The sequence below is a fragment of the Mycolicibacter minnesotensis genome, from assembly GCF_010731755.1.
Classification (GTDB): Bacteria; Actinomycetota; Actinomycetes; order Mycobacteriales; family Mycobacteriaceae; genus Mycobacterium; species Mycobacterium minnesotense.
This window is the reverse complement of record NZ_AP022589.1, coordinates 1,096,601-1,117,526: the sequence shown is the minus strand read 5'-3', so window position 1 is coordinate 1,117,526 and position 20,926 is coordinate 1,096,601. Positions and strand designations below refer to the sequence as shown.

23 protein-coding genes are annotated in these 20,926 nt (G+C 67.4%); 14 read left to right on the top strand and 9 right to left on the bottom strand.

Annotated elements, in window-relative coordinates; genetic code table 11:
* Positions 1-4 precede the first annotated feature (4 nt).
* The 7 genes from purL (at position 5) to purM (ending at position 8,621) form a co-directional block, all read left to right on the top strand.
* Positions 5-2,299, top strand: a complete 2,295-nt coding sequence (gene purL, locus G6N09_RS05405) for a phosphoribosylformylglycinamidine synthase subunit PurL (protein WP_109558976.1) — start codon at positions 5-7, stop codon at positions 2,297-2,299.
* Positions 2,300-2,305: 6 nt separating this feature from the next.
* Positions 2,306-4,000, top strand: coding sequence for an alpha/beta hydrolase (locus tag G6N09_RS05400; RefSeq protein ID WP_083026932.1), 1,695 nt, complete (start codon positions 2,306-2,308; stop codon positions 3,998-4,000).
* Positions 4,001-4,052: 52 nt separating this feature from the next.
* Positions 4,053-4,895: an alpha/beta fold hydrolase gene (locus G6N09_RS05395; protein ID WP_083026933.1), complete on the top strand. Its 843-nt coding sequence runs from the start codon at positions 4,053-4,055 to the stop codon at positions 4,893-4,895.
* A 3-nt stretch (positions 4,896-4,898) separates the two neighbouring features.
* Positions 4,899-5,303 carry a sterol carrier family protein gene (locus G6N09_RS05390; protein ID WP_083026934.1) on the top strand — a complete coding sequence of 135 codons (405 nt, stop codon included), beginning with the start codon at positions 4,899-4,901 and terminating at the stop codon, positions 5,301-5,303.
* Positions 5,304-5,355: 52 nt separating this feature from the next.
* Positions 5,356-6,873 carry an amidophosphoribosyltransferase gene (gene purF, locus G6N09_RS05385; RefSeq protein ID WP_083026935.1) on the top strand — a complete coding sequence of 506 codons (1,518 nt, stop codon included), beginning with the start codon at positions 5,356-5,358 and terminating at the stop codon, positions 6,871-6,873.
* A 56-nt stretch (positions 6,874-6,929) separates the two neighbouring features.
* Positions 6,930-7,382, top strand: coding sequence for a MarR family winged helix-turn-helix transcriptional regulator (locus G6N09_RS05380; RefSeq protein ID WP_083026936.1), 453 nt, complete (start codon positions 6,930-6,932; stop codon positions 7,380-7,382).
* Positions 7,383-7,535: 153 nt separating this feature from the next.
* Positions 7,536-8,621 carry a phosphoribosylformylglycinamidine cyclo-ligase gene (gene purM, locus G6N09_RS05375; RefSeq protein ID WP_083026937.1) on the top strand — a complete coding sequence of 362 codons (1,086 nt, stop codon included), beginning with the start codon at positions 7,536-7,538 and terminating at the stop codon, positions 8,619-8,621.
* Positions 8,622-8,718: 97 nt separating this feature from the next.
* On the opposite strand, the gene G6N09_RS05370 is transcribed toward purM, so the two are convergent.
* Positions 8,719-8,886: a DUF3073 domain-containing protein gene (locus G6N09_RS05370; protein ID WP_082104164.1), complete on the bottom strand. Its 168-nt coding sequence runs from the start codon at positions 8,884-8,886 to the stop codon at positions 8,719-8,721.
* Positions 8,887-9,022: 136 nt separating this feature from the next.
* On the bottom strand, positions 9,023-10,102 hold the full coding sequence (gene ygfZ / locus G6N09_RS05365) for a CAF17-like 4Fe-4S cluster assembly/insertion protein YgfZ (RefSeq protein ID WP_083026938.1): 1,080 nt from the start codon (positions 10,100-10,102) through the stop codon (positions 9,023-9,025).
* 35 nt (positions 10,103-10,137) lie between these two features.
* Here ygfZ and G6N09_RS05360 point away from each other — a divergent pair, with 35 nt between their 5' ends.
* Positions 10,138-11,007, top strand: coding sequence for an aminodeoxychorismate lyase (locus G6N09_RS05360; RefSeq protein ID WP_083026939.1), 870 nt, complete (start codon positions 10,138-10,140; stop codon positions 11,005-11,007).
* A 91-nt stretch (positions 11,008-11,098) separates the two neighbouring features.
* On the opposite strand, the gene G6N09_RS05355 is transcribed toward G6N09_RS05360, so the two are convergent.
* The 7 genes from G6N09_RS05355 to lmeA form a co-directional block, all read right to left on the bottom strand.
* Positions 11,099-11,776 carry a heme-binding beta-barrel domain-containing protein gene (locus G6N09_RS05355; protein WP_083026940.1) on the bottom strand — a complete coding sequence of 226 codons (678 nt, stop codon included), beginning with the start codon at positions 11,774-11,776 and terminating at the stop codon, positions 11,099-11,101.
* A gap of 172 nt (positions 11,777-11,948) precedes the next feature.
* Positions 11,949-12,251 (bottom strand): DUF1416 domain-containing protein, encoded by a 303-nt coding sequence (locus tag G6N09_RS05350; protein WP_083026941.1) that lies wholly within the window; start codon positions 12,249-12,251, stop codon positions 11,949-11,951.
* A gap of 1 nt (position 12,252) precedes the next feature.
* Positions 12,253-13,086 carry a sulfurtransferase gene (locus tag G6N09_RS05345; protein ID WP_083026942.1) on the bottom strand — a complete coding sequence of 278 codons (834 nt, stop codon included), beginning with the start codon at positions 13,084-13,086 and terminating at the stop codon, positions 12,253-12,255.
* Positions 13,087-13,127: 41 nt separating this feature from the next.
* The gene (locus G6N09_RS05340) at positions 13,128-13,577 is read right to left on the bottom strand and encodes a DUF4395 domain-containing protein (RefSeq protein ID WP_083026943.1); all 450 of its coding nucleotides are present in this window, start codon (positions 13,575-13,577) and stop codon (positions 13,128-13,130) included.
* Between the two features lie 86 nt (positions 13,578-13,663).
* On the bottom strand, positions 13,664-13,732 hold the full coding sequence (locus G6N09_RS20425; RefSeq protein ID WP_350355359.1) for a putative leader peptide: 69 nt from the start codon (positions 13,730-13,732) through the stop codon (positions 13,664-13,666).
* A gap of 50 nt (positions 13,733-13,782) precedes the next feature.
* Positions 13,783-14,217, bottom strand: coding sequence for a thioredoxin family protein (locus G6N09_RS05335; protein WP_083026945.1), 435 nt, complete (start codon positions 14,215-14,217; stop codon positions 13,783-13,785).
* On the bottom strand, positions 14,214-14,984 hold the full coding sequence (gene lmeA / locus G6N09_RS05330) for a mannan chain length control protein LmeA (RefSeq protein WP_083026946.1): 771 nt from the start codon (positions 14,982-14,984) through the stop codon (positions 14,214-14,216). The genes G6N09_RS05335 and lmeA overlap by 4 nt, the downstream gene beginning before the upstream one ends.
* A gap of 80 nt (positions 14,985-15,064) precedes the next feature.
* Between lmeA and G6N09_RS05325 the strand changes: the two genes are divergently transcribed.
* From G6N09_RS05325 to pstB, 6 genes are all read left to right on the top strand, one after another.
* Positions 15,065-15,835, top strand: a complete 771-nt coding sequence (locus tag G6N09_RS05325) for a winged helix-turn-helix transcriptional regulator (protein WP_083026947.1) — start codon at positions 15,065-15,067, stop codon at positions 15,833-15,835.
* A complete protein-coding gene (gene mshD, locus G6N09_RS05320) occupies positions 15,832-16,749 on the top strand; it encodes a mycothiol synthase (protein WP_083026948.1) in 918 nt (305 codons plus the stop codon). The genes G6N09_RS05325 and mshD overlap by 4 nt, the downstream gene beginning before the upstream one ends.
* Positions 16,750-16,860: 111 nt before the next feature.
* Positions 16,861-17,979 (top strand): phosphate ABC transporter substrate-binding protein PstS, encoded by a 1,119-nt coding sequence (gene pstS, locus G6N09_RS05315; protein ID WP_083026949.1) that lies wholly within the window; start codon positions 16,861-16,863, stop codon positions 17,977-17,979.
* A gap of 118 nt (positions 17,980-18,097) precedes the next feature.
* On the top strand, positions 18,098-19,003 hold the full coding sequence (gene pstC, locus G6N09_RS05310; protein WP_109558978.1) for a phosphate ABC transporter permease subunit PstC: 906 nt from the start codon (positions 18,098-18,100) through the stop codon (positions 19,001-19,003).
* Positions 19,000-19,914: a phosphate ABC transporter permease PstA gene (pstA, locus tag G6N09_RS05305; RefSeq protein WP_083026951.1), complete on the top strand. Its 915-nt coding sequence runs from the start codon at positions 19,000-19,002 to the stop codon at positions 19,912-19,914. Before pstC ends, pstA begins: the two co-directional genes overlap by 4 nt.
* A 52-nt stretch (positions 19,915-19,966) precedes the next feature.
* A complete protein-coding gene (gene pstB, locus G6N09_RS05300; protein ID WP_083026952.1) occupies positions 19,967-20,743 on the top strand; it encodes a phosphate ABC transporter ATP-binding protein PstB in 777 nt (258 codons plus the stop codon).
* The last annotated feature ends 183 nt before the right edge of the window (positions 20,744-20,926 follow it).

The window sequence follows — 20,926 nt, the reverse complement described above, 5'->3', positions numbered from 1 at the left end:
GACTGTGCCCGTGACGCCCCCGATCGCGCTGGACACCGTCGAACACGCCGCTGCAACGCCCGAGCACCCGCAACCGTTCGCCGAGTTGGGTCTCAAGGACGACGAGTATCAGCGCATCCGAGACATCCTGGGCCGCCGGCCCACCGACGCCGAGCTGGCGATGTACTCGGTGATGTGGAGCGAACACTGCTCTTACAAGTCCTCCAAGGTGCACCTGCGCTACTTCGGCGAGACCACCACCGACGAGATGCGCAAGGCGATGCTGGCCGGTATCGGCGAGAACGCCGGTGTGGTCGACATCGGTGACGGATGGGCTGTCACCTTCAAGGTGGAGTCGCACAACCACCCGTCCTACATCGAGCCGTATCAGGGTGCGGCCACCGGAGTGGGCGGCATCGTGCGCGACATCATGGCGATGGGTGCCCGCCCGGTTGCGGTGATGGATCAGCTGCGTTTCGGCGCCGCCGACGCCCCCGACACCCGCCGGGTGCTCGACGGGGTGGTGCGCGGCATCGGCGGCTACGGCAACTCGTTGGGACTGCCCAACATCGGCGGTGAAACCATCTTCGATCCCTGCTACGCGGGCAACCCCTTGGTCAACGCCCTGTGTGTCGGCGTGCTCAAGAAGGAAGACCTGCACCTGGCATTCGCCTCCGGTGCCGGTAACAAGATCATTCTGTTCGGCGCCCGTACCGGCCTCGACGGCATCGGCGGGGTGTCCGTGTTGGCCTCGGACACCTTCGGCGGTGACGAGAGCGGTGCCGGCCGCAAGAAGCTTCCGTCGGTTCAGGTCGGCGATCCGTTCACCGAGAAGGTGCTCATCGAGTGCTGCCTGGAGCTCTATGCCGCCAAGTTGGTGGTCGGCATTCAGGACCTTGGCGGGGCCGGATTATCTTGCGCGACTTCCGAGTTGGCATCCGCCGGCGACGGCGGAATGGCTATCGAGCTGGAGAAGGTGCCGCTTCGTGCGGCAAACATGACTCCTGCGGAGGTGCTCTCCAGCGAGTCGCAGGAACGCATGTGTGCCGTGGTCACCCCGGAGAACGTGGACGCCTTCATGGCGGTCTGCGCCAAGTGGGACGTGCTGGCCACCGTGATCGGTGAGGTCACCGACGGTGACCGTCTGCAGATCACCTGGCACGGTCAGACCGTCGTCGACGTGCCGCCCCGCACCGTGGCCCACGAAGGCCCGGTGTATGAGCGTCCGGTCGCGCGCCCCGACACCCAGGATGCGCTCAACGCCGACCGCTCGGACAAGCTGCCGCGGCCGGTCTCCGGCGAGGAGCTGCGCGCGACTCTGCTTGCGCTGCTGGGTAGCCCGCACTTGTGCAGTCGCGCGTTCATCACCGAGCAGTACGACCGCTACGTGCGCGGCAACACCGTGCTGGCCGAGAACGCCGACGGCGGAATGCTGCGCATCGACGAGGAATCCGGGCGCGGAATCACGATCTCCACCGACGCATCGGGCCGCTACACCAAGCTCGACCCCTATGCCGGGGCGCAGCTGGCGCTGGCCGAGGCCTACCGCAACGTGGCGGTCACCGGTGCTACCCCGATCGCCGTCACCAACTGCCTGAACTTCGGTTCCCCGGAGGACCCCGGGGTGATGTGGCAGTTCGCCGAGGCCGTGCGCGGCCTGGCCGACGGCTGTGCGGCACTGGGGATTCCGGTCACCGGAGGCAACGTCAGCTTCTATAACCAGACGGGCGCCACCCCCATCCACCCGACGCCGGTAGTGGGAGTGCTTGGTGTCATCGACGATGTGGGTCGACGAATTCCCACCGCTCTCGGGGTCGAGCCGGGCGAGACGCTGATCCTGCTCGGTGACACCCGCGATGAGTTCGACGGTTCGATCTGGGCGCAGGTGACCGGCGATCACCTGGGCGGACTGCCGCCGAAGGTCGACCTGGCCCGTGAGCAGTTGCTCGCCGAGGTGGTGAGTGCGGCGTCGCGCGACGGTCTGGTGTCGGCCGCGCACGACCTGAGTGAGGGCGGGTTGATCCAGGCCGTGGTCGAGTCGTCGATCGCCGGTGAAACCGGTTGCCGCATCCTGCTTCCCGAAGATGCCGACCCGTTCGTGTTCCTGTTCTCCGAGTCGGCGGGCAGGGCGCTGGTCGCGGTGCCGCGCACCGAGGAGAGTCGATTCCGTTCCATGTGCGAGGCGCGTGGCTTGCCGGCCACCCGTGTCGGTGTGGTGGACCAGGCCTCCCAAGAGGTGGAGGTTCAGGGCCAGTTCAGCGTCTCGCTGGCGGAACTGCGCAGCACCTCAGAGGCTGTGCTGCCGGGGATTTTCGGATAGACCGCCATGCAGGCACCAGCCCGACACCCGCTGCTGGTGTGGGCGTGGGGCCTGCTGCGGCTCAAGTTCGTCGGAGTGGCGTTCGGGGCGCTGTTCTTCTGCCTGTCCTTGACTCCGTCACTGCTTCCTCGTGACTGGCTGTTCCAAGGTCTGATCGGCGGCATCAACGCGGCTTTCGGCTACGGGCTGGGGGTGCTGATCGGTGCGACGGTGGACCGGTTCCTGCTGCGCGGCGCGCACTGGTGGCCGCCGCCGCGCCGGGTCTTGATCGCGTTGAAGGCGGCTGTGGTGGTGGCGTCCCCGGCGGCGTGCGTCCTGATGCTGATTCCCGCCGCCGGCTGGCAGCGGCAGGTGTCCGAGCTGCTGGGCATCGAAGGCCCGCAGACCCTGGGTTACCTGCGCACCCTGGGTGTCGCGATCGGGGTAGCGGCGGCGCTGATCTCGACTGTGCGGGTGCTGATCGACGCGAGTCGGCTACTGGCGCGGGCCTTGGTGCGGCGTTGGCACCTGCACAGTGAAGTCGCCACGTTCATCGGCAGCGCGATCGTTGTCGTGATGCTGACCATGTTGATCAACGGCGTGCTGATCCGCGGCTTCTTCGCCGGTGCCAGTGCGGTGTTCCAGCCCGAGGACAGCGCCATCGCGCCCGGGACGGCCCAGCCGGAGCAACCGCAGCGATCCGGCAGCCCGGAGTCTTTGGCGCCCTGGGCCACCCTGGGAAGTCAGGGTCGCAGCTTCGTAGCCGGGGGAGCACACGCGGCCGAGCTGACCCAGGTCAACGGTCGGCCCGCCCGCGAGCCCATCCGGGTGTATGCCGGCCTGCACAGTGCCGGTGACGATCAGGCCCGCATGCAACTTGTGCTCGATGAACTGGAACGTACTCATGCCTTTGACCGGCAGGTGCTGGTCGTGGTGCCCACCACCGGCACCGGTTGGGTCGACCCTGCCGCGGCCGACGCACTGGAGATGATCTACAACGGCGACACCGCTATCGTCGCCGTGCAGTACTCCTACCTGCCCAGCTGGATCTCGTTCCTGGCCGATCAACGCAAGTCCATGGACTCCGGCCGGTTGCTGGTCCGTACCATCGCCGAGCGCTGGCGGAGCCTGCCCGAAGCGCACCGGCCCACCCTGGTGCTTTACGGCGAAAGCCTGGGATCGATGGCCGGGCAGGCCGCATTCGACTGGCTGCCCGACGTCGCCGAGATGGGCTACGAGGCCGTGCTGTGGGTGGGGCCGCCGCAGGCCAGTCCGCTCTGGCATGCGCTGCTGGTGCGCCGCGATCCCGGCAGCACCGCCGTACTGCCGCGCTACGACAACGGTCGCACGGTGCGGTTCGCCCAGGGCACGCTGCCCGCTGAGATCGGCCGGATCTCCGTGCCGCCCTGGAACGGCACCCGGGTGCTGTTCCTGCAGCACGCCTCCGACCCGGTGATCTGGTGGTCGCCGGACCTGCTGTTCGCGCGGCCCGACTGGCTGACCGAACCGCCCGGACCGGATCGCACCACGTCCATGCGGTGGTACCCGGTGGTGACGTTCTGGCAGGTCAGCGCCGACCTGTTCCACGGCGAGCAGATGCCCGCCGGGCATGGACACAACTATGCGGACACCATCTTGGACGGCTGGGTGGCGGTACTGCCGCCCCCGGGCTGGACTTCGGCTGACACCGAGCGCATCCGCACGGCCCTGCATCGCCGGTGAGCGCCTGCGGGCCGAGGGTGCTCAGCACGCCACCATGCGCAATGCTTCACCCATGCAGCGCTATACCCGTGCCGGCCTGACCTTCGATGTTCGCGACTCCGGGCCGCCCGACGGGACCGTTGTGGTCTTGTTGCATGGGTTTCCGCAGCGCAACGACAGCTGGAATACCGTCATCGACAGGCTCACCGCCGCGGGCTACCGCTGTCTGGCCCCTAACCAGCGGGGCTATTCGCCGGGAGCCAGGCCGTCCCGGCGGCGCGACTACCGCATGGCCGAACTCGTCGCCGACGTGGGCGCACTGATCGACGCCAGCGGTGCGCAGCGCGTGCACCTGGTCGGACACGACTGGGGTGCCGCGGTCGCCTGGGGTGTGGCAGCCGAGATGCCCGAGCGGCTCGCCACCGTGTCGCCGGTGTCGGTGCCGCACCCGGCCGCCTTCCTGAAGTCGATGCTCACCAGCCGTCAGGGCCTGGCGTCGTGGTACATGGTTTTCTTCCAGTTGCCGCGGCTCCCGGAATGGCTGCTCACTCGCCGGAAGGGCGCCGTGGCGGCCCAAGCTCTGCGGCGCAGCGGGCAGGCCGAGGCCGCGGCCCAGCGGGACGCGGCGGCCATGACCGAACCGGGTGCGCTGACCGGCGGGCTCAACTGGTACCGGGGCCTGCCGTTGTCGAATCTGCGCGACAGCAACCAGCAGATCTCGGTACCGACGATGTATGTGTGGAGTGACGCCGACGTGGCGCTGAGACCCACGGCGGCGCGCAACACGGCACGCTACGTCGACGGCCCCTACCGATTCGAGGTCCTGCCCGGCGTCTCGCACTGGATCCCCGACACCGAGCCCGACCGGCTGGCCGACCTGCTGCTGGACTGGTTCGCCGCGCACCCCACCGACTGACCGATGGCGGCCGCCCGATCAGGTTCCAAGCCGGACCCGGCGCAGACCCGCGCGGCAGTGCTGGCGCTCGTGGCGTGGCTGCACGACGAGGACCAGCTCGCTCCCGACCGGGCCGCGCTGGCCGAAGCGGTTCGGCTGACCGCGCGCACCTTGGCCGGGCTGGCCCCGGGCGCCAGCGTTGAGGTGCGCGTCCCGCCGTTCGTCGCGGTGCAGTGCATCGCCGGGCCGCGGCACACGCGCGGCACCCCGCCCAACGTCGTCGAGACCGATCCGCGCAGCTGGCTGCTGCTGGCCACCGGGCTGTTGGAGATGGGGCAGGCGACTGCTTCCGGCGCGCTGCGACTGTCCGGTTCGCGAGCCGCCGAGATCGCCGATTGGCTGCCATTGGTCAAACTTGACGGATGTTGACCGTAGACTGAACACGTCACTTGAGGCCCGTCCCCCCTGGAGCAGCTGAAACGTGCCAGACCAGCAGGTAGTAGACCTTGAGAACTCCCCCCGTGAAGAATGCGGTGTCTTCGGAGTTTGGGCCCCCGGCGAAGATGTAGCCAAGCTCACCTATTACGGCCTCTATGCGCTGCAACACCGCGGCCAGGAGGCCGCCGGGATCGCAGTCGGCGACGGTTCGCAGGTCCTGGTCTTCAAAGACCTGGGTTTGGTCAGCCAGGTGTTCGAGGAGCAGACGCTGGCGGCCATGCCCGGCCACGTGGCGGTCGGGCACTGCCGATACTCCACCACCGGCGACACCACCTGGGAGAACGCCCAGCCGGTGTTTCGCAATACCGCGGCCGGCACCGGGGTGGCGCTGGGCCACAACGGCAACCTGGTCAACACCGCCGAGCTGGCCGGCCGCGCCCGCGAACTGGGCCTGATCGACACCCGCAGGCCCGGCGTGGCCACCACCGACTCCGACATCCTGGGTGCGCTGCTGGCGCACGGCGCCGCCGACACCTCACTGGAGCAGGCGGCGCTGGAGCTGCTGCCCACCGCGCGTGGCGCCTTCTGCCTGACATTCATGGACGAGAACACCCTGTACGCGGCCCGCGACCCGTGGGGTGTGCGGCCGCTGTCGCTGGGCCGGCTGGATCGCGGCTGGGTGGTGGCCTCCGAGACCGCCGCGCTCGACATCGTCGGCGCCTCCTTCGTCCGCGACATCGAGCCCGGTGAACTGCTGGCGATCGACGCCGACGGTGTGCGCTCCTCCCGGTTCGCCAACCCCACCCCGAAGGGGTGCGTCTTCGAATACGTGTATCTGGCCCGGCCCGACAGCACCATCGGAGGCCGGTCGGTGCACGCCACTCGGGTGGAGATCGGCCGCCGATTGGCCCGCGAGCATGCGGTGGAGGCGGATCTGGTCATCGGTGTGCCGGAATCCGGCATCCCCGCGGCGGTGGGCTACGCCCAGGAGTCCGGCATCGACTACGGCCAGGGCCTGACCAAGAACGCCTATGTCGGTCGCACCTTCATCCAGCCGTCGCAGACCATCCGCCAGCTCGGTATCCGGCTCAAGCTCAATCCGTTGCGGGAGATCATCCGCGGCAAGCGGCTGATCGTCGTCGACGACTCGATCGTGCGGGGTAACACCCAGCGTGCCCTGGTGCGGATGCTGCGTGAGGCCGGCGCCGTCGAGGTGCACGTGCGGATTGCCTCCCCACCGGTCAAGTGGCCGTGCTTCTACGGCATCGACTTCGCCTCGCCGGCCGAACTGATCGCCAACGCCGTCGAGGACGAGACCGAGATGGTCGAGGCGGTGCGGCGCACCATCGGCGCTGACAGCCTGGGCTACGTCGGGCAGGACGACATGATCGCGGCTACTGAGCAGCCCGCCTCGCGGCTGTGCTGTGCCTGCTTCGACGGCCGCTATCCGATCGAGCTGCCCGACGACAGTGCCCTGGGCAAGAACGTCATCGAGCAGATGCTGAGCAACACCGCCCGCAAAGCCGAAAGCGACAACGACGCTGCGATGAGTCAGCCCTAGGCGACGCTGATACCCATGCCTTTCGGTCGCCTGTCGTCCGGGGCTGGTGATCTGACATGACAAATACGCCGGAAGCGGATCTGAGCCGCAATCTTCTGTGGCTGCTCAAACAGGCGTTTTACTACTCGCTGACCACGGTGAACGAGGCGATCGGCCACCATGGTGTGAGCAGCGCCCAGATCGCCCTGCTGCGCCAGCTCGCCGATGAACCCGGTCTGTCCGGTGCTCAACTCGCCCGTCGCCTGCTCATCACCCCGCAGGGCGCACAACTGGCGGTGAGTGCGTTGGAGCGTCGCGGGTTGGTGGAGCGCACGAGGGATCCCCGCCACGGCCGAATCCTGCGGGCCTATCTGACCGAGGAGGGGCGCGCGGTCACCGCGGTCGTGGTGACCGACGCGCTCGACGCCCACGACGAGGTGTTCGGCGTCCTGTCGTCGGACGAGCAGGAGGCCCTCCGTGGGCTGTTGACACGCTTCGTGGACCATCACAACGGCCGGCCGCAGCCGTGACCTTGTGGGCCCAGATGAGGGCCTTTGCCGACGTCACCCAATCCGTTCCTGGCCTGCCTAAGGGTGCTCGACCCGGCACCGCCCGGGCGGCTCTGAGCCCGCAACGCCGAGCGCAATACCGTCCGCAGTCGGCGACCGGTAGCCTTTAGCGCGATGACCTCAGCAGAATCAAGCTCCCAGGGCGTTACGTACGCATCGGCAGGAGTAGACATCGACGCCGGTGACAGGGCCGTCGAGTTGTTCAAACCATTGGCAGCCAAGGCCACTAGGCCGGAGGTGCGGGGTGGACTCGGCGGTTTCGCCGGCCTGTTCGCCCTGCGCAACGACTACCGCGAGCCGCTGTTGGCGTCCTCCACCGACGGTGTGGGAACCAAGCTGGCGATCGCCCAGGCGCTGGACAAGCACGACACCGTCGGCATCGATCTGGTGGCCATGGTCGTCGACGATCTGGTGGTGTGTGGTGCCGAGCCGCTGTTCCTGCAGGACTACATCGCCGTGGGACGCACCGTGCCGGAGCGGGTCGCCGCTATCGTCTCGGGGATCGCCGAGGGGTGTGTGCAGGCCGGTTGCGCGCTACTGGGCGGGGAGACTGCTGAACATCCCGGGCTGATGGCTCCCGATCACTACGACATCTCCGCGACCGGTGTAGGCGTCGTGGAGGCCGACGACGTGCTGGGACCGGACCGGGTCCGTCCTGGTGACGTCTTGATCGCGATGGGCTCCTCAGGCCTGCATTCCAACGGCTACTCACTGGCCCGCGCCGTCTTGCTGGACATCGACCATATGAACCTGGCGGGACATGTCGAGGAATTCGGCCGCACCCTGGGTGAGGAACTTCTGGAACCCACCCGCATCTACGCCAAGGACTGCCTGGCGCTGGCTGCCGAGACTCAGGTGCGGACCTTCTGCCATGTGACGGGCGGCGGCCTCGCCGGCAACCTGGCCCGCGTCATTCCCGATGGGCTGGTCGCCGAGGTAGACCGTGGCACCTGGACGCCGGCACCGGTGTTCGCCATGATCGCCCAGCGCGGACGGGTGAGCCGCGCCGAGATGGAGAAGACCTTCAACCTGGGTGTCGGCATGGTTGCCGTCGTCGCGCCGGAGGACACCGACCGCGCGCTGGCGATTCTGACCGCCCGACACGTTGACTGCTGGCCGTTGGGCACCGTGGCCAAACCGGGGAAGAACGCCGAACCGGGAGACGGGGCCACGCTCGTTGGGGAGCACCCGAGGTTCTAGGCCCAATCGGGTCTAGTTCGGGTCCCTACGGCCCCTGCGGGGGCGTGGTCGCTACGGCCCCGTGGGGCCCATCAGATTCGGCGAGACGACTGCGCGCTCAGCGGCGCCAGTCGTCGTCGCCGTTCCAGGAGTCGTCACCGTCGGAGTCGTTGACCTCAGACCCTGCCAGCTCACGTTGGAGCTGGGTGAAATCGGTTGTTGGCGAGCTGTACTTCAGCTCTCGAGCAACCTTGGTCTGCTTCGCCTTAGCCCGGCCGCGGCCCATGGGGGGACCCCCTCGCGCAATAACGGAGCGGCCCAATGAACAGGCGGCTCCGATCTGAATGTGTTTATTGTCCTGCCGACAGCTTACCGTGCCGCTGGACCAGTTGCCGACATGCCCTATGTCGGTGTGATCACCGTCAAACCCGACCGCGCAGTCGGTCGACGGCCAGCCGGCCGGCACCCGGTGCATCCGGCGGCGGCATCGATTCCGGATCGATCACCGCGCTGACCTCCGAGCCGGCTCCGGTCAGCAGCGCAGTATCGGCGGGGAGCCCACGCTTGAGCAGCGCCAGCGCGATCGGACCGAACTCGTAGTGGTCCACCACGGTCCCCAGTCGGCCCACCGGCCGCCCACCTGAGGTGACCGGGTCTCCGGTCGAGGGTCGGTCCACCGATCCGTCCAGGTGCAGCAACACCAGCATCCGTGGCGGCTTGCCCAGGTTGTGCACTCGCGACACCGTCTCTTGCCCGCTGTAGCACCCCTTGTCCAGGTGCACTGCGCCGACGCCGGGTCCACCGATCCAGTTCAACTCGTGCGGAATGCTGCGCTCGTCGGTGTCCACGCCCAACCGCGGCCGCCCCGCGGTCACCCGTTCGGCCTCGTAGGCCCACACTCCGGCAGGCCGGACCCCGGCCTGGATCAGGCGGCGCTGCACCTCGTCCTTGGCGGCGCAGGGCACCACCAACTCCAGTACGTCACGGCCCGGAACCTGGCGCGCGAAGCCCAGCGAACCGGGCAGCGGCTCGGCGGTGAGTCCCGGCGCCGCGGACAGCCCCAGCGTGTCCAGAACCGCTGGGGCGCCGCGCTCGGGACCCAGCAGTGACAGCACCGCGAGGCCGGCCGGCTCGATGGCCACGTCGGCCCAGAACACCATCTTGCGTAGATGCTCGGCCAGCGGCGTACCCCGCCACGGCTCGGTGTCGAGGTAGGTGTGTTCGTTCAGCTCGGTTTGGATCCAGTGGTTCTGAATGTGGCCCTTGGCGTCCAGGGTCAAGTTCTCGGTGCTGGCGCCGTCGGGCAGCTCGGCGACGTGCTGGGTGCACAGACTGTGCAGCCAGGTTTTGCGGTCCGAACCCGTGAGCGTCAGCACGGGCCGGTGCGACCGATCTACCACCACGACCGCTGATTCGGCGCTGCGCTGCTCGCCGAACGGGTCGCCGTAGTGCCAGATCGCGCCCGCGTCGGGGCCGGAATCGGGTGCGGGGACGGCGGGCACGTGTCAACTCTACGGAGCCGCTACGCTCACGGTCCATGGCAGCCGACGTCGATGCGGACGACACCGTCGTGACGATCATCACGGTGGGCGGCGGCCCGGCCGCCGCCGGCGCGCCGCTGTTGCACGCCGATGACTTGGCGGCGCTGCGCGGCGACGGGATCTTCGAGACGCTGCTGGTGCGTGACGGCGCCCCGTGTCTGCTCGATGCCCACCTACGGCGGCTGGCGCGCTCCGCGGAGTTGATGGACCTGCCGGCCCCGGATCTGGAGCAGTGGCGCCGGGCCGTGGACGACGCGGTGCAGCAGTGGGCCGGGGAGGGCGAGGGTGCGCTGCGGATGATCTACAGCAGGGGCCGAGAGAGCGGTTCGGCGCCTACCGCGTATGTGATGCTGACCCCGCTGCCGGACCGCATCGCGGCGGCTCGCCGGGACGGCGTGGCGGTGGTGACCCTGGACCGCGGCCTGTCCACGCAGGGGCTGGAGATGCCGTGGCTGCTTGCGGGCGCCAAGACGCTGTCGTATGCGGTGAACATGGCGGCGCTGCGGTATGCGGCCAAACAAGGTGCCGACGACGTGATCTTCGTCAGCTCCGACGGCTACGTCTTGGAAGGGCCGCGTTCCACGGTGGTACTGGTGGAGCCCGGTCGGCTCATCACCCCTCCGCTGTCGCACCCGATCCTGCGCGGCACCACTCAGGAGGCACTGTTCGAGGTGGCCCGCGCCGCGGGCTACGAATGCGACTACGCACCGCTTCGGTCAGCGGATCTGGGCGCGGCGCACGATCTGTGGCTGGTATCCAGCATCACCCTGTCGGCGCGGGTACACACCCTGGACGGACGCGCATTGACCCCGCGGCTGCCGGAGCAGGAATTCGCCGGACTGGTCGAGGCTGCGATCGGTCACTGATCGCCCTCGTCACCCTCGGGAATTGATTCTGCGGCTGGGGCGCGAAAGTGCGAGTAACCCCCGCCCTCAGCGCAGAGTCAACGCAGAAAGATCAGCCGATGAAGCGTGCCAGCCGCGCCGACAGGTGCGGTACCAGCTCGCCGTCGGCGTTCACCCGCTCCTCGACGTAGGCCAGGTCGCCGTCCTCGACGATCCCGTAAAGCCGCTTGGCCCCACCGATCAGCGCCCCCGACTTGCTGCGGGCCAGCGCATCGGTGACCAGTTCCCAGGCCGCCGGGCCGTGCGGGCGCCCATAGAACAACTCCACGTAGCCCGTCGAGTGCGCCAGCAGCAGTTCGATGGCCTGTGATTCTTCGGGATCGTCCGGATCGTTGACGAACCGCCAAAAGCCGGTCTCACGCAGTGCGGGCTCGCTGGACTGGTCGTCGTCGGACAGCTGCCACGAGCGTGCTTCCCAGTTCAGGTAGTCGCCGCCATCGTGGGACACCACGATCTGCTGACCGAACCGGTAGTCGCCGTGCGCACCGTGGCCAACACCCTCGCCGCGCCACACCCCGACCAACGGCAGCAGGGCCAGCAGCGCGTCATGCAGATTGGCGCCCTCGCGCAGGTTGGCGGTATCGGTGAACGGCAGGTCGTCAAAGGCCGGAATGTTGCGGGCCGCGGTCTGCTTGGCACGCTCAGCGGCCGCAGCTACCGCGCGGTCACCGGAACCCCGGTCTACCGGGCGCTCATCGCCCGCCTGCGGGCCGCCGTCGGAGACACTCACATCTCGTCGGTGATCAGCCGATACAGCGTGTACAGGGCGAACCAGGTGATCAGGCCCGTAGCCGCCACCAGCATCAACTCAAAGAACAACACCACGGGGGGAATTCTAGCGGCGTTCGCAAGGCCGGCGGAGCCGGGTGCAGCGGGACGCCGTCATCGGGCAGCGCGAGTCGTCAGGCGACTTTGATGTCGACCTCGTGGAGGCCCGCCCCGGAGGGTGACACCACGGCGTCGCCGTTGCCGGCCGCGGACAGGGCTCGTACCCGCCATGAGCCTGGAGCAGCGAAGAAGCGGAAGTCGCCGGTGGCCGAGGCGACCACCTCGGCGGTGAACTCATCCGAGGAGTCCAGTAGACGGACGAAGGCGCCCCCGACGGACGCACCCGAGCTGTCCACCACGCGGCCGGTGATCACAGTCTCTTTCTCCAGGTCGACGTTGGCCGGCAGGGCCAGTCCTTGTTTGGGTCCAGAGCACATATCAGCTTCCCAACTCGATCGGGGCACCCACCAGGGAGCCATATTCCATCCAACTACCGTCGTAGTTCTTCACATTGCGATGCCCGAGCAGCTCACGCAGCACGAACCAGGTGTGCGAGGAACGCTCACCGATCCGGCAGTAGGCGATGGTCTCCTGCTGGCCATCCAGACCGGCGTCGGCGTACAGCCTGGCCAGTTCCTCGTCGGACTTGAAAGTGCCGTCTTCGTTGGCAGCACGACTCCACGGGACGTTGATCGCGCTCGGTACGTGGCCGCGCTGCTGGCTCTGCTCCTGGGGCAGGTGTGCCGGTGCCAGGATCTTGCCGGAGAACTCCTCGGGCGAGCGCACGTCGACGAGGTTCTTGACGTTGATCGCCGCGACCACCTCGTCGCGGCGAGCTCGCAGGGACTCGTCCAGCGGCTTGGCGGTGTAGGACGTGGCAGGCCGACTGACTCGTTCGTTCGACAGCGGACGCCCGTCGAGCTCCCACTTCTTGCGGCCACCGTCGAGCAGTTTCACGGAGTCGTGACCGTAGAGCTTGAAGTACCAGTAGGCGAAGGCGGCGAACCAATTGTTGTTGCCGCCATAGAGGATCACGGTGTCGTCATTGGCGATGCCGCGTTCGGAGAGCAGTTTGGAAAACGCGGCGGCGTCGATGACGTCGCGCCGCACCGGGTCTTGGAGATCTTTGCGCCAGTCCAGCCGGACCGCGCCCGGGATGTGGTTGATGTCATAGACGCTGGTGTCTTCGTCCACTTCGACGAAAACGGTGTTGGGCGCCTCAAGATTGCTCTGGGCCCAGTCGGTGGAGACCAGGACGTCCGAGCGTGCCATGGTGTGGATCCTTCCAGTTGCTTCGGGGAAAAGGCTGTGGGCTATGCCGTGGTCGGCCGCAGGCGAACGACGAGCGGGTAGAGCTGGCAGCCCAGACAGATTCCGAAGGCAGCGTTGAGGAAAGCGGCGGCCAGCGCGAACGCGGTCGCAATCAGGCCGACGACGGGTGCCACCGCGAACCCGGCGACGCCGATCACGGCGAACACCAGCCCGACCAGCTGTGCGAAGCGCAGCGGCGGCACCGGCTCCCGCTCGGTGACCGGGCCCAGCCGCGGCGCCACGAGGCGCGCGAACAGCAACCCGTACGGGTGTCGGCGGGGGCCCAGCCCCGCGCCGAGCGCGAATACGACGGCCTGCGCGGCCAGCAGGGCGGCCGCGCCGAGCGGGCTGAATTCAGCGATGAGCAGGACGGCCACCAGTACGGCGGTGGTGATCCAGGCGGCGAAACGAGGTCCGCGGACGTCTACTCCGGTGGTGTCGGTGTTGGGCATGGATGCTCCTGGTTGTCGTGGCGAATGGCTGGGGGAGGCATGCCACGGCTTTCCGGGCGGCTCCTAGCGCGTCGCGAAAACGCGACTCAGCGACAACGACAACAACAGCAGCCCGCGGTGCGGCACAGGTCAACTGTGCGGCGCTTGGTGAGCACAAGCTCAAGGCGGGCGAACACGGAGTAAAGCCTACCCAATACCGGGGTGGTCAGGCCAATAGAGGTTCGAGTGCAGAACGCAGGTCGGCGTGCGTCGGGACACCGGAGACTCGGTAGCGCTGCCGCGCAGCGGTGTCGAAGATCACTGTGGTCGGCAGGGACAACACTGCGAACGTCCGGGCGGCTTCGGGATTGGCGTCGATGTCGATCTCGTGATGCGCGACGCCGCCCAGCTCGTCGCAGACCTTCTCGACCACCCGACGGACCCCGGCGCAGGGGCCACACCACGGCGCCGAGAAGTGCACCACGGCGGGGCGGCCGGGCTCCAGTCCGAGGAAGGCCGCAGCGGCGGCGTCGGCCTCGGTGGGGGACTCGTCGCTGATAGCGGGGCTGGGGAGTTCCCGAAGCACTCCGGCTCGCCGGTTGAGCCACGCTCCGATCCCACCGGCAACAATCAGAGCGGCAACGATCGCGACGATGCTCATCTCTGGCGAAACTCCGGCAGGGTCACGATCATTCCCTCGGCGATGCCCTCGATGATCACGTCGGAGCCGCGGGCGCCCTGGCTGGTGGGCGTCAACCCGAACGGCAGGCGCTGCTGCGGCAGGCTGCCGCGAAACGCGGTGAGCACCGCGGCGCGCTGTGCGTCGGGTACGTCCTGATCAGCGGTGTCGGGGCCGGTGAGGATTCCGGTGGGGGTGATCACCAAGGTGCTGTGGTCGGGCCCGCTGATCGACAGGTCCACCGAGACACTGACCCGCTTGCCGAACCCTTCGGGTGTTCCGGTCAGCACCAGCCCTTGGCTGCTCGATATTCCTGACTCCGTCGTGCCGCCGGTGTTGTCGTTGGTCTCCGACGGCGGCGCTTCCACCATCAGATCGCGGATGCCCAGGTACCGGCCCAAGTGCACTGACCCGATGATGATCCGACTCTCCAGCGTGGCCACCGGGATCGGTGCGCCGGCCTGAAATCGCCAGGTGGCCTCGGTCAGGTCGACCGAGTGCAGGGTGGCTTCCAACATGGCTTTGCCGATCATCGGCTGGTCTACGGCGGGGGCTTTGATCTCTACCTCGTCGTAGTGATCGCGGCGAGCCTGGGGCAGGAACGGGAAGCCCAGGATCGCCACAAATGGGTCCGCGCGCAGGTCCGCGGCGCGGCGTACCGCGCGCGACAATTGGTACTCCGCGTAGACGCTGGCCCCGAAGTCAATCCCGACGGTCATCACGATCAGGGCCGCCATCGCGGCCGACATACCGATAAGCACCCTGCGCACTGGATCATTCTGGCAGGTCGCACGCTATCGTTAGAGCACCTGGGACGCTGGAGGCCTCGTTGGAGCTATTGCTGTTGACCGCTGACTTGCACCCGGATGGAGTGCTGCCGTCGCTGTCGCTGCTGGCACACACTGTGCGGACAGCGCCACCGGAAGTCTCAGCGCTGCTTGAGGCCGGTTCGGCTGAGGTGGTGTTGGTGGACGCTCGTACCGACCTGGCTGCGGCCCGCGGTCTGTGCCGGTTGCTGAGCGCTACCGCGGGGTCGGTGCCGGTGGTCGCGGTCGTGACCGAGGGTGGACTGGTCGCGGTCAATGCCGAGTGGGGTATCGACGAGATCCTGCTTCCTGGCACGGGACCGGCCGAGACAGACGCGCGGTTGCGGCTGTTGACCGGGCGGCGCAGCGCACCGGCAGCCGAGCAGGCTTCGGGGCAGACCAAGCTGGGCGAGCTGGTGATCGACGAGGGCACGTACACAGCTCGACTACGGGGCCGGCCGTTGGACCTGACCTACAAGGAATTCGAGCTGCTGAAGTACCTCACCCAACATGTCGGCCGGGTCTTCACCCGCGCGCAGTTGTTGCAAGAGGTTTGGGGCTACGACTTCTTCGGCGGTACACGCACGGTCGACGTGCACGTCCGGCGGTTGCGTGCCAAGCTCGGCCCGGAATACGAGTCGTTGATCGGCACGGTCCGCAACGTCGGCTACAAGGCGGTCCGGCCGGTGCGGGGCCATGTCCCGGATGCGTCGGATGACGACGGGGACGATGGTGTGGTCGAGGACTTCGAAGGCGCCGACGGTGGGGCGTCCGAGCAACTGAACACTCAGTGACCGCACCGCAATGGCGTGCCGCACTCAGTACTGACCAGCAGCGGCAGATTCGTGAGCTGATCACCGTCGCCGGCGACCACGACGGTGTGGCGCCGGTGGGGGAGCAGGTGCTGCGGGAGCTCGCAACGTCGGGCACCGAACATCTGGTCGCCGACGATGGAGCGGCCGTACTGGGTTATCTGAACCTGACTGCAGGCACCGACGACGCCGCGCCGATGGCGGAGCTGGTGGTCGCGCCAGCGGCCCGGCGACGCGGGATCGCGACGGCGCTGGTCCATGCCGCACTGGCCCGAACCGATGGTGCCGTCCGGTTCTGGGCGCACGGCACGCAGCCCGCGGCCCGGTCCTTGGCAGCGGCGCTGGGCCTGGTCCCCGTGCGGGAACTCCTGCAGATGCGCCGGTCGCTGCGCGCGTTGCCAGACCGCATGAACGCGACGATCCCGGCGGGGGTGTCGATCCGTACCTACGCCGGGCCAGAGGATGACGCCGAGTTGCTGCGGGTCAACAATGCCGCGTTCTCCTGGCACCCGGAGCAGGGCGGCTGGACGGAGCGGGATCTGGCGCAGCGCCGAGCAGAGCCGTGGTTCGATCCGGCCGGCCTGTTCCTGGCGTTCGACGGACCCACCCTGGTGGGGTTTCACTGGACCAAGATCCACCGCGACAAGCCGGGAGCTGAGCAGGCCGGGGAGGTCTACGTTGTGGGCGTCGATCCGGCCGCGCAGGGCCGCGGCCTGGGGCGAGTGCTCACCGAGATCGGCCTGAGCTATCTGGCGGACAGGCTGGCGGGCGTCGAATCGCCGATCGTGCTGCTCTACGTGGAAGCCGACAACACCGCTGCGTTGCGCACCTACGAGGGGTTGGGTTTCGCCGTGCACAGTGTTGACACCGCGTACGCCGCGGCAGATCAGCTCTGAGACGCCTCGCCAATCAATTCACCGCGAGTTCATCTGCCATGTGGCTGCCATCCATGAGTGCCGCATACGTTCCCGGAGGGATTTGATCCGCGAGCGAGAAAGCGAGAACTGATGAAACGCACGACGGCGGGCCTTGCGCTGGTGGCGGCCGCGGTGACCGGTCTTGCGCTCAGCGGCTGCGGCAGCGATGACAACAACACGACTCCGTCGGGGAGCGGCAGCACCGCCGCCTCAGCGGACTCCGCGGGATGCGCCGGGAAGAACACGCTGACCGCCGAGGGCTCGACCGCTCAGCAGAACGCGATCGCGGTGTTCAACCAGGTATGGGGCAAGCAGTGCCCGGGCAAGAATCTGTCGTACAACCCGACCGGGTCGGGGGCGGGCCGCGAACAGTTCATCGCCGGCCACGTCGACTTCGCCGGATCGGACTCGCCGCTGAGCGAAGCGCAGGTCGCCGAGGCGGCCGACCGGTGTGGCCAGAACCCGGCGTGGCATCTGCCGCTGGTGTTCGGGCCGGTCGGCATCGCCTACCACCTCGAAGGGGTGGACGGTCTGGTGCTCAACGGCGACGTACTGGCCAGAATCTTCAGCGGCGCCATCACCAGCTGGGACGACCCCGCGATCGCAGCCCTCAACCCGGGGGTGGACTTGCCCGCGATCCCCGTCACCCCGATCTATCGATCGGACTCGTCGGGCACCACCGACAACTTCCAGAAGTACCTGAGTGCTGCAGCGCCGCATGCCTGGACCAAGGGCGAAGGCAGCGAATTCCAGGGCGGGGTGGGCGAAGGCGCGCAGAAGTCGGCCGGCGTCGTGCAAGCAGTGCAGAGCACCCCCGGTGCTATCGGCTACGTCGAGAAGGGCTTCGCCGACCAGGCCCATCTTCCATCGGCGATGATCGACTCGGGAGCGGGAGTAGTGGCCGCCACCGACGAAGCGGCCGGCGTAGCGATCCAGTCGGCCGGGTTCCTCCCCGGCGACAGCAACGACATGGTTCTCGACCTGAGGTCGCTTTACGGCACCCAGGAGCCCGCGGCCTACCCGCTAGTCTTGGTGACCTATGAGATCGTCTGCTCGAAGGGCTATGACCCCGACACTTCGGCGGCCGTGAAGTCCTTCCTGAGGACGGCCTCGACCAGTGGTCAGGACGAATTGTCCAGCGCCGGATACGTTCGGTTGCCGGACCAGCTGAAACGGCGCTTGAGTGCCGCCATCGACGCGATCCAGTAACCACCGTGCCGCACGCGATGAGGGGGTGTCCAGCATCGCCGACTTGTCTGCGCCGGTGTCCGCGCCGTCGGTGAACCCGACGGCGGTGCGGTCCACCGGAAGTCGCTTCCAAGACCGGATGTTCCGCCTGGTGGCGGAGAGCTCCGGCGTGTTGATCATCATCTTGATCTGCGCCGTCGGCGGCTTCCTGCTGTTACGGGCGATACCGGCGCTGCAGCGCAACCGGGAGAACTTCTTCACCTACGGCGGCAGCTGGATCACCACCAACACCTCCGCCATGCACTTCGGCATCGCAGAGATGTTGCAGGTGACGGTGTTCGTCTCGCTCTTCGCGCTGCTGCTGGCCATGCCGGTTGCGCTGGGGGTCGCGGTGTACCTCGCCGAGTACGCACCCCGGCGGCTGGTGGGACCCCTGGGCTACATGGTCGAACTATTGGCCGCCGTGCCGTCGATCATCTACGGGGCCTGGGGCCTGTACGTGCTGGCCCCGCAGTTGCGCAGCAGCGCGCTGTGGCTCAATGAGCATCTCGGCGGAATCTTCCTGTTCGCCGACGGCAATGCCTCGGTGGCCGGTGGCGGCACCATTTTCACCGGCGGAATCGTGCTGGGGGTGATGATCCTGCCGATCATCACCGCCGTCACCCGCGAGGTGCTGGCCCAGACCCCACGAGGCCAGGTTGAGGCCGCACTGGCGCTGGGCGCGACCCGCTGGGAGGTGATCAAGATGGTGGTATTGCCATTCGGTCGCTCCGGGTACATCAGCGCCGCGATGCTGGGCCTTGGCCGCGCGCTCGGTGAGACGGTCGCCTTGCTGATCATCCTGAGGTCCACCCAGAAGGCGTTCAACTGGTCGCTGTTCGACGGCGGGTCCACCTTCGCCACCAAGATCGCCGCCACCGCATCGGAGTTCAACGACCAGTACAAGGCGGGCGCATACATCGCCGCGGGATTGGTGCTGTTCGTACTGACGCTGATCGTCAACGCGCTGGCGCGTGCCGCGATCACCCAGAAGGTGCAGCCATGACCGCGCTGTTGGAGCGACCCGTCAAGCTGCGCACCTTCGCCGGCGTGGGTGTGCGCCGCAGGATGGCCAATTCACTTGCGACGATCCTGGTCACCTGCGCGATGGCGTTGGCTCTGGTGCCGCTGGTGTGGGTGATGTACTCGGTGTTCAAGTTCGGTTTCGGCACCGTCAGTTCCAGTTCCTGGTGGACCCACTCGCAGGCTGGGATGACGGCTTTTGCGGCCGGGGGCGGGGCGTACCACGCCATAGTCGGAACGCTGTTGCAGGGATTGTTGTGCGCCGCCATCTCGATTCCGATCGGAATCTTCGTCGCGGTCTATCTGGTCGAATACGGAACCGGCACCCGGCTGGGCAAGCTTGCCACCTTCGCCGTGGACATCCTGACCGGCGTGCCTTCCATCGTCGCAGCGCTGTTCGTCTACGCATTGTGGGTGGCGACCTTGGGATTTCACCGCTCGGGTTTCGCGGTATCACTGTCCCTGGTGCTGCTGATGGTGCCGGTGATCGTGCGGGCGACCGAAGAGATGCTCCGGATCATTCCGATGGACCTGCGCGAAGCCAGCTACGCGTTGGGGGCCCCGAAGTGGAAGACCATCACCAGCATCGTGATTCCCACCGCCTTGTCGGGCATCGTCACCGGAGTTCTGCTGGCGCTGGCCCGGGTGATGGGGGAGACCGCGCCGCTGCTCATCCTCGTCGGCTATTCGCAGGCGATGAATTTCGATATGTTCCACGGTTTCATGGGCTCACTGCCCGGGATGATGTATGACCAGACGTCCGCGGGAGCGGGTGCGGCCACGGTCCCCACGGATCGCCTCTGGGGTGCTGCCCTGACGCTTATCCTGTTGATCGCACTACTCAATGTCGCGGCCCGGTTCGGGGCGCGCATCTTCGCGCCCAAGAAGTTCTAGATCTTTCTCGATAACCAGCGCGTAGCGGTGGGCGAACAAGGAGAGCTGCACGGTGGCTAAAAGGTTGGATCTCGCCGACCTCAACATCTACTACGGGTCGTTTCATGCCGTGGCCGACGTGACGCTGTCGGTCCCGCCGCGCAGCGTCACCGCGTTCATCGGGCCGTCCGGATGCGGCAAGTCGACCGTATTGCGCACGCTCAACCGGATGCACGAGACCACCCCCGGGGCCCGAATCGAAGGGTCGGTGCTGCTCGACGGTGAGAACATTTACCGGCCCGGCATCGATCCGGTAGGGGTGCGCCAAGCAGTCGGCATGGTATTCCAGCGTCCGAATCCGTTCCCCACCATGTCGATTCGTGACAATGTGGTGGCGGGGCTCAAGCTGCAGGGGATCCGCAACCGCCGCGCACTCGATGAAACCGCGGAGTTCTCGCTGCGTGGGGCGAACTTGTGGAACGAGGTCAAGGACCGGTTGGACAAGCCCGGTGGCGGCTTGTCGGGTGGTCAGCAGCAGCGGCTGTGTATCGCCCGGGCCATTGCGGTGCAGCCCGACGTGCTGTTGATGGACGAACCCTGTTCGGCGCTTGACCCCATCTCGACGATGGCCATCGAAGAGTTGATCGCTCAGCTCAAACAGGATTACACGATCGTGATCGTCACTCACAACATGCAGCAGGCGGCGCGGGTCAGTGACCAGACCGCTTTCTTCAACCTGGTGGAGGCCGGCAAGCCCGGTCGATTGATCGAGATCGACGGTACCGAGAAGATCTTCTCCAACCCGAGTTACAAGGAAACCGAGGATTACATCTCCGGCCGCTTCGGTTAGCCGATTCGCCTGAGTCTGGCTGGGAAGCAGCACATTTCGAGATATAGCAGGCGCGCCTACGCGGGTGAGGTGCCCGGTATCCCAGTGCCTGGACTCCGGGCCGTTCCTTGCCTGCCGTCGGTGTGCGCCGCGGCGCTTGGCGGCCAGCGTCGCCGACATGGTCCGTGATCATTCAAATTGCGC

Excerpts from the sequence above, each read along its gene's own strand:
- purM (WP_083026937.1), top strand. The coding sequence starts at position 7,536 with ATGACCTCAGCAGAATCAAGCTCCCAGGGCGTTACGTACGCATCGGCA.
- G6N09_RS05345 (WP_083026942.1), bottom strand. The coding sequence starts at position 13,086 with ATGGCACGCTCGGACGTCCTGGTCTCCACCGACTGGGCCCAGAGCAAT.
- G6N09_RS05390 (WP_083026934.1), top strand. The coding sequence starts at position 4,899 with ATGGCGGCCGCCCGATCAGGTTCCAAGCCGGACCCGGCGCAGACCCGC.
- G6N09_RS05360 (WP_083026939.1), top strand. The coding sequence starts at position 10,138 with ATGGCAGCCGACGTCGATGCGGACGACACCGTCGTGACGATCATCACG.
- pstS (WP_083026949.1), top strand. The coding sequence starts at position 16,861 with ATGAAACGCACGACGGCGGGCCTTGCGCTGGTGGCGGCCGCGGTGACC.
- G6N09_RS05380 (WP_083026936.1), top strand. The coding sequence starts at position 6,930 with ATGACAAATACGCCGGAAGCGGATCTGAGCCGCAATCTTCTGTGGCTG.
- G6N09_RS05395 (WP_083026933.1), top strand. The coding sequence starts at position 4,053 with ATGCAGCGCTATACCCGTGCCGGCCTGACCTTCGATGTTCGCGACTCC.
- G6N09_RS05400 (WP_083026932.1), top strand. The coding sequence starts at position 2,306 with ATGCAGGCACCAGCCCGACACCCGCTGCTGGTGTGGGCGTGGGGCCTG.
- G6N09_RS05370 (WP_082104164.1), bottom strand. The coding sequence starts at position 8,886 with ATGGGCCGCGGCCGGGCTAAGGCGAAGCAGACCAAGGTTGCTCGAGAG.
- G6N09_RS05335 (WP_083026945.1), bottom strand. The coding sequence starts at position 14,217 with ATGAGCATCGTCGCGATCGTTGCCGCTCTGATTGTTGCCGGTGGGATC.
- lmeA (WP_083026946.1), bottom strand. The coding sequence starts at position 14,984 with ATGTCGGCCGCGATGGCGGCCCTGATCGTGATGACCGTCGGGATTGAC.
- pstA (WP_083026951.1), top strand. The coding sequence starts at position 19,000 with ATGACCGCGCTGTTGGAGCGACCCGTCAAGCTGCGCACCTTCGCCGGC.
- G6N09_RS05340 (WP_083026943.1), bottom strand. The coding sequence starts at position 13,577 with ATGCCCAACACCGACACCACCGGAGTAGACGTCCGCGGACCTCGTTTC.
- pstC (WP_109558978.1), top strand. The coding sequence starts at position 18,098 with ATGTTCCGCCTGGTGGCGGAGAGCTCCGGCGTGTTGATCATCATCTTG.
- G6N09_RS05350 (WP_083026941.1), bottom strand. The coding sequence starts at position 12,251 with ATGTGCTCTGGACCCAAACAAGGACTGGCCCTGCCGGCCAACGTCGAC.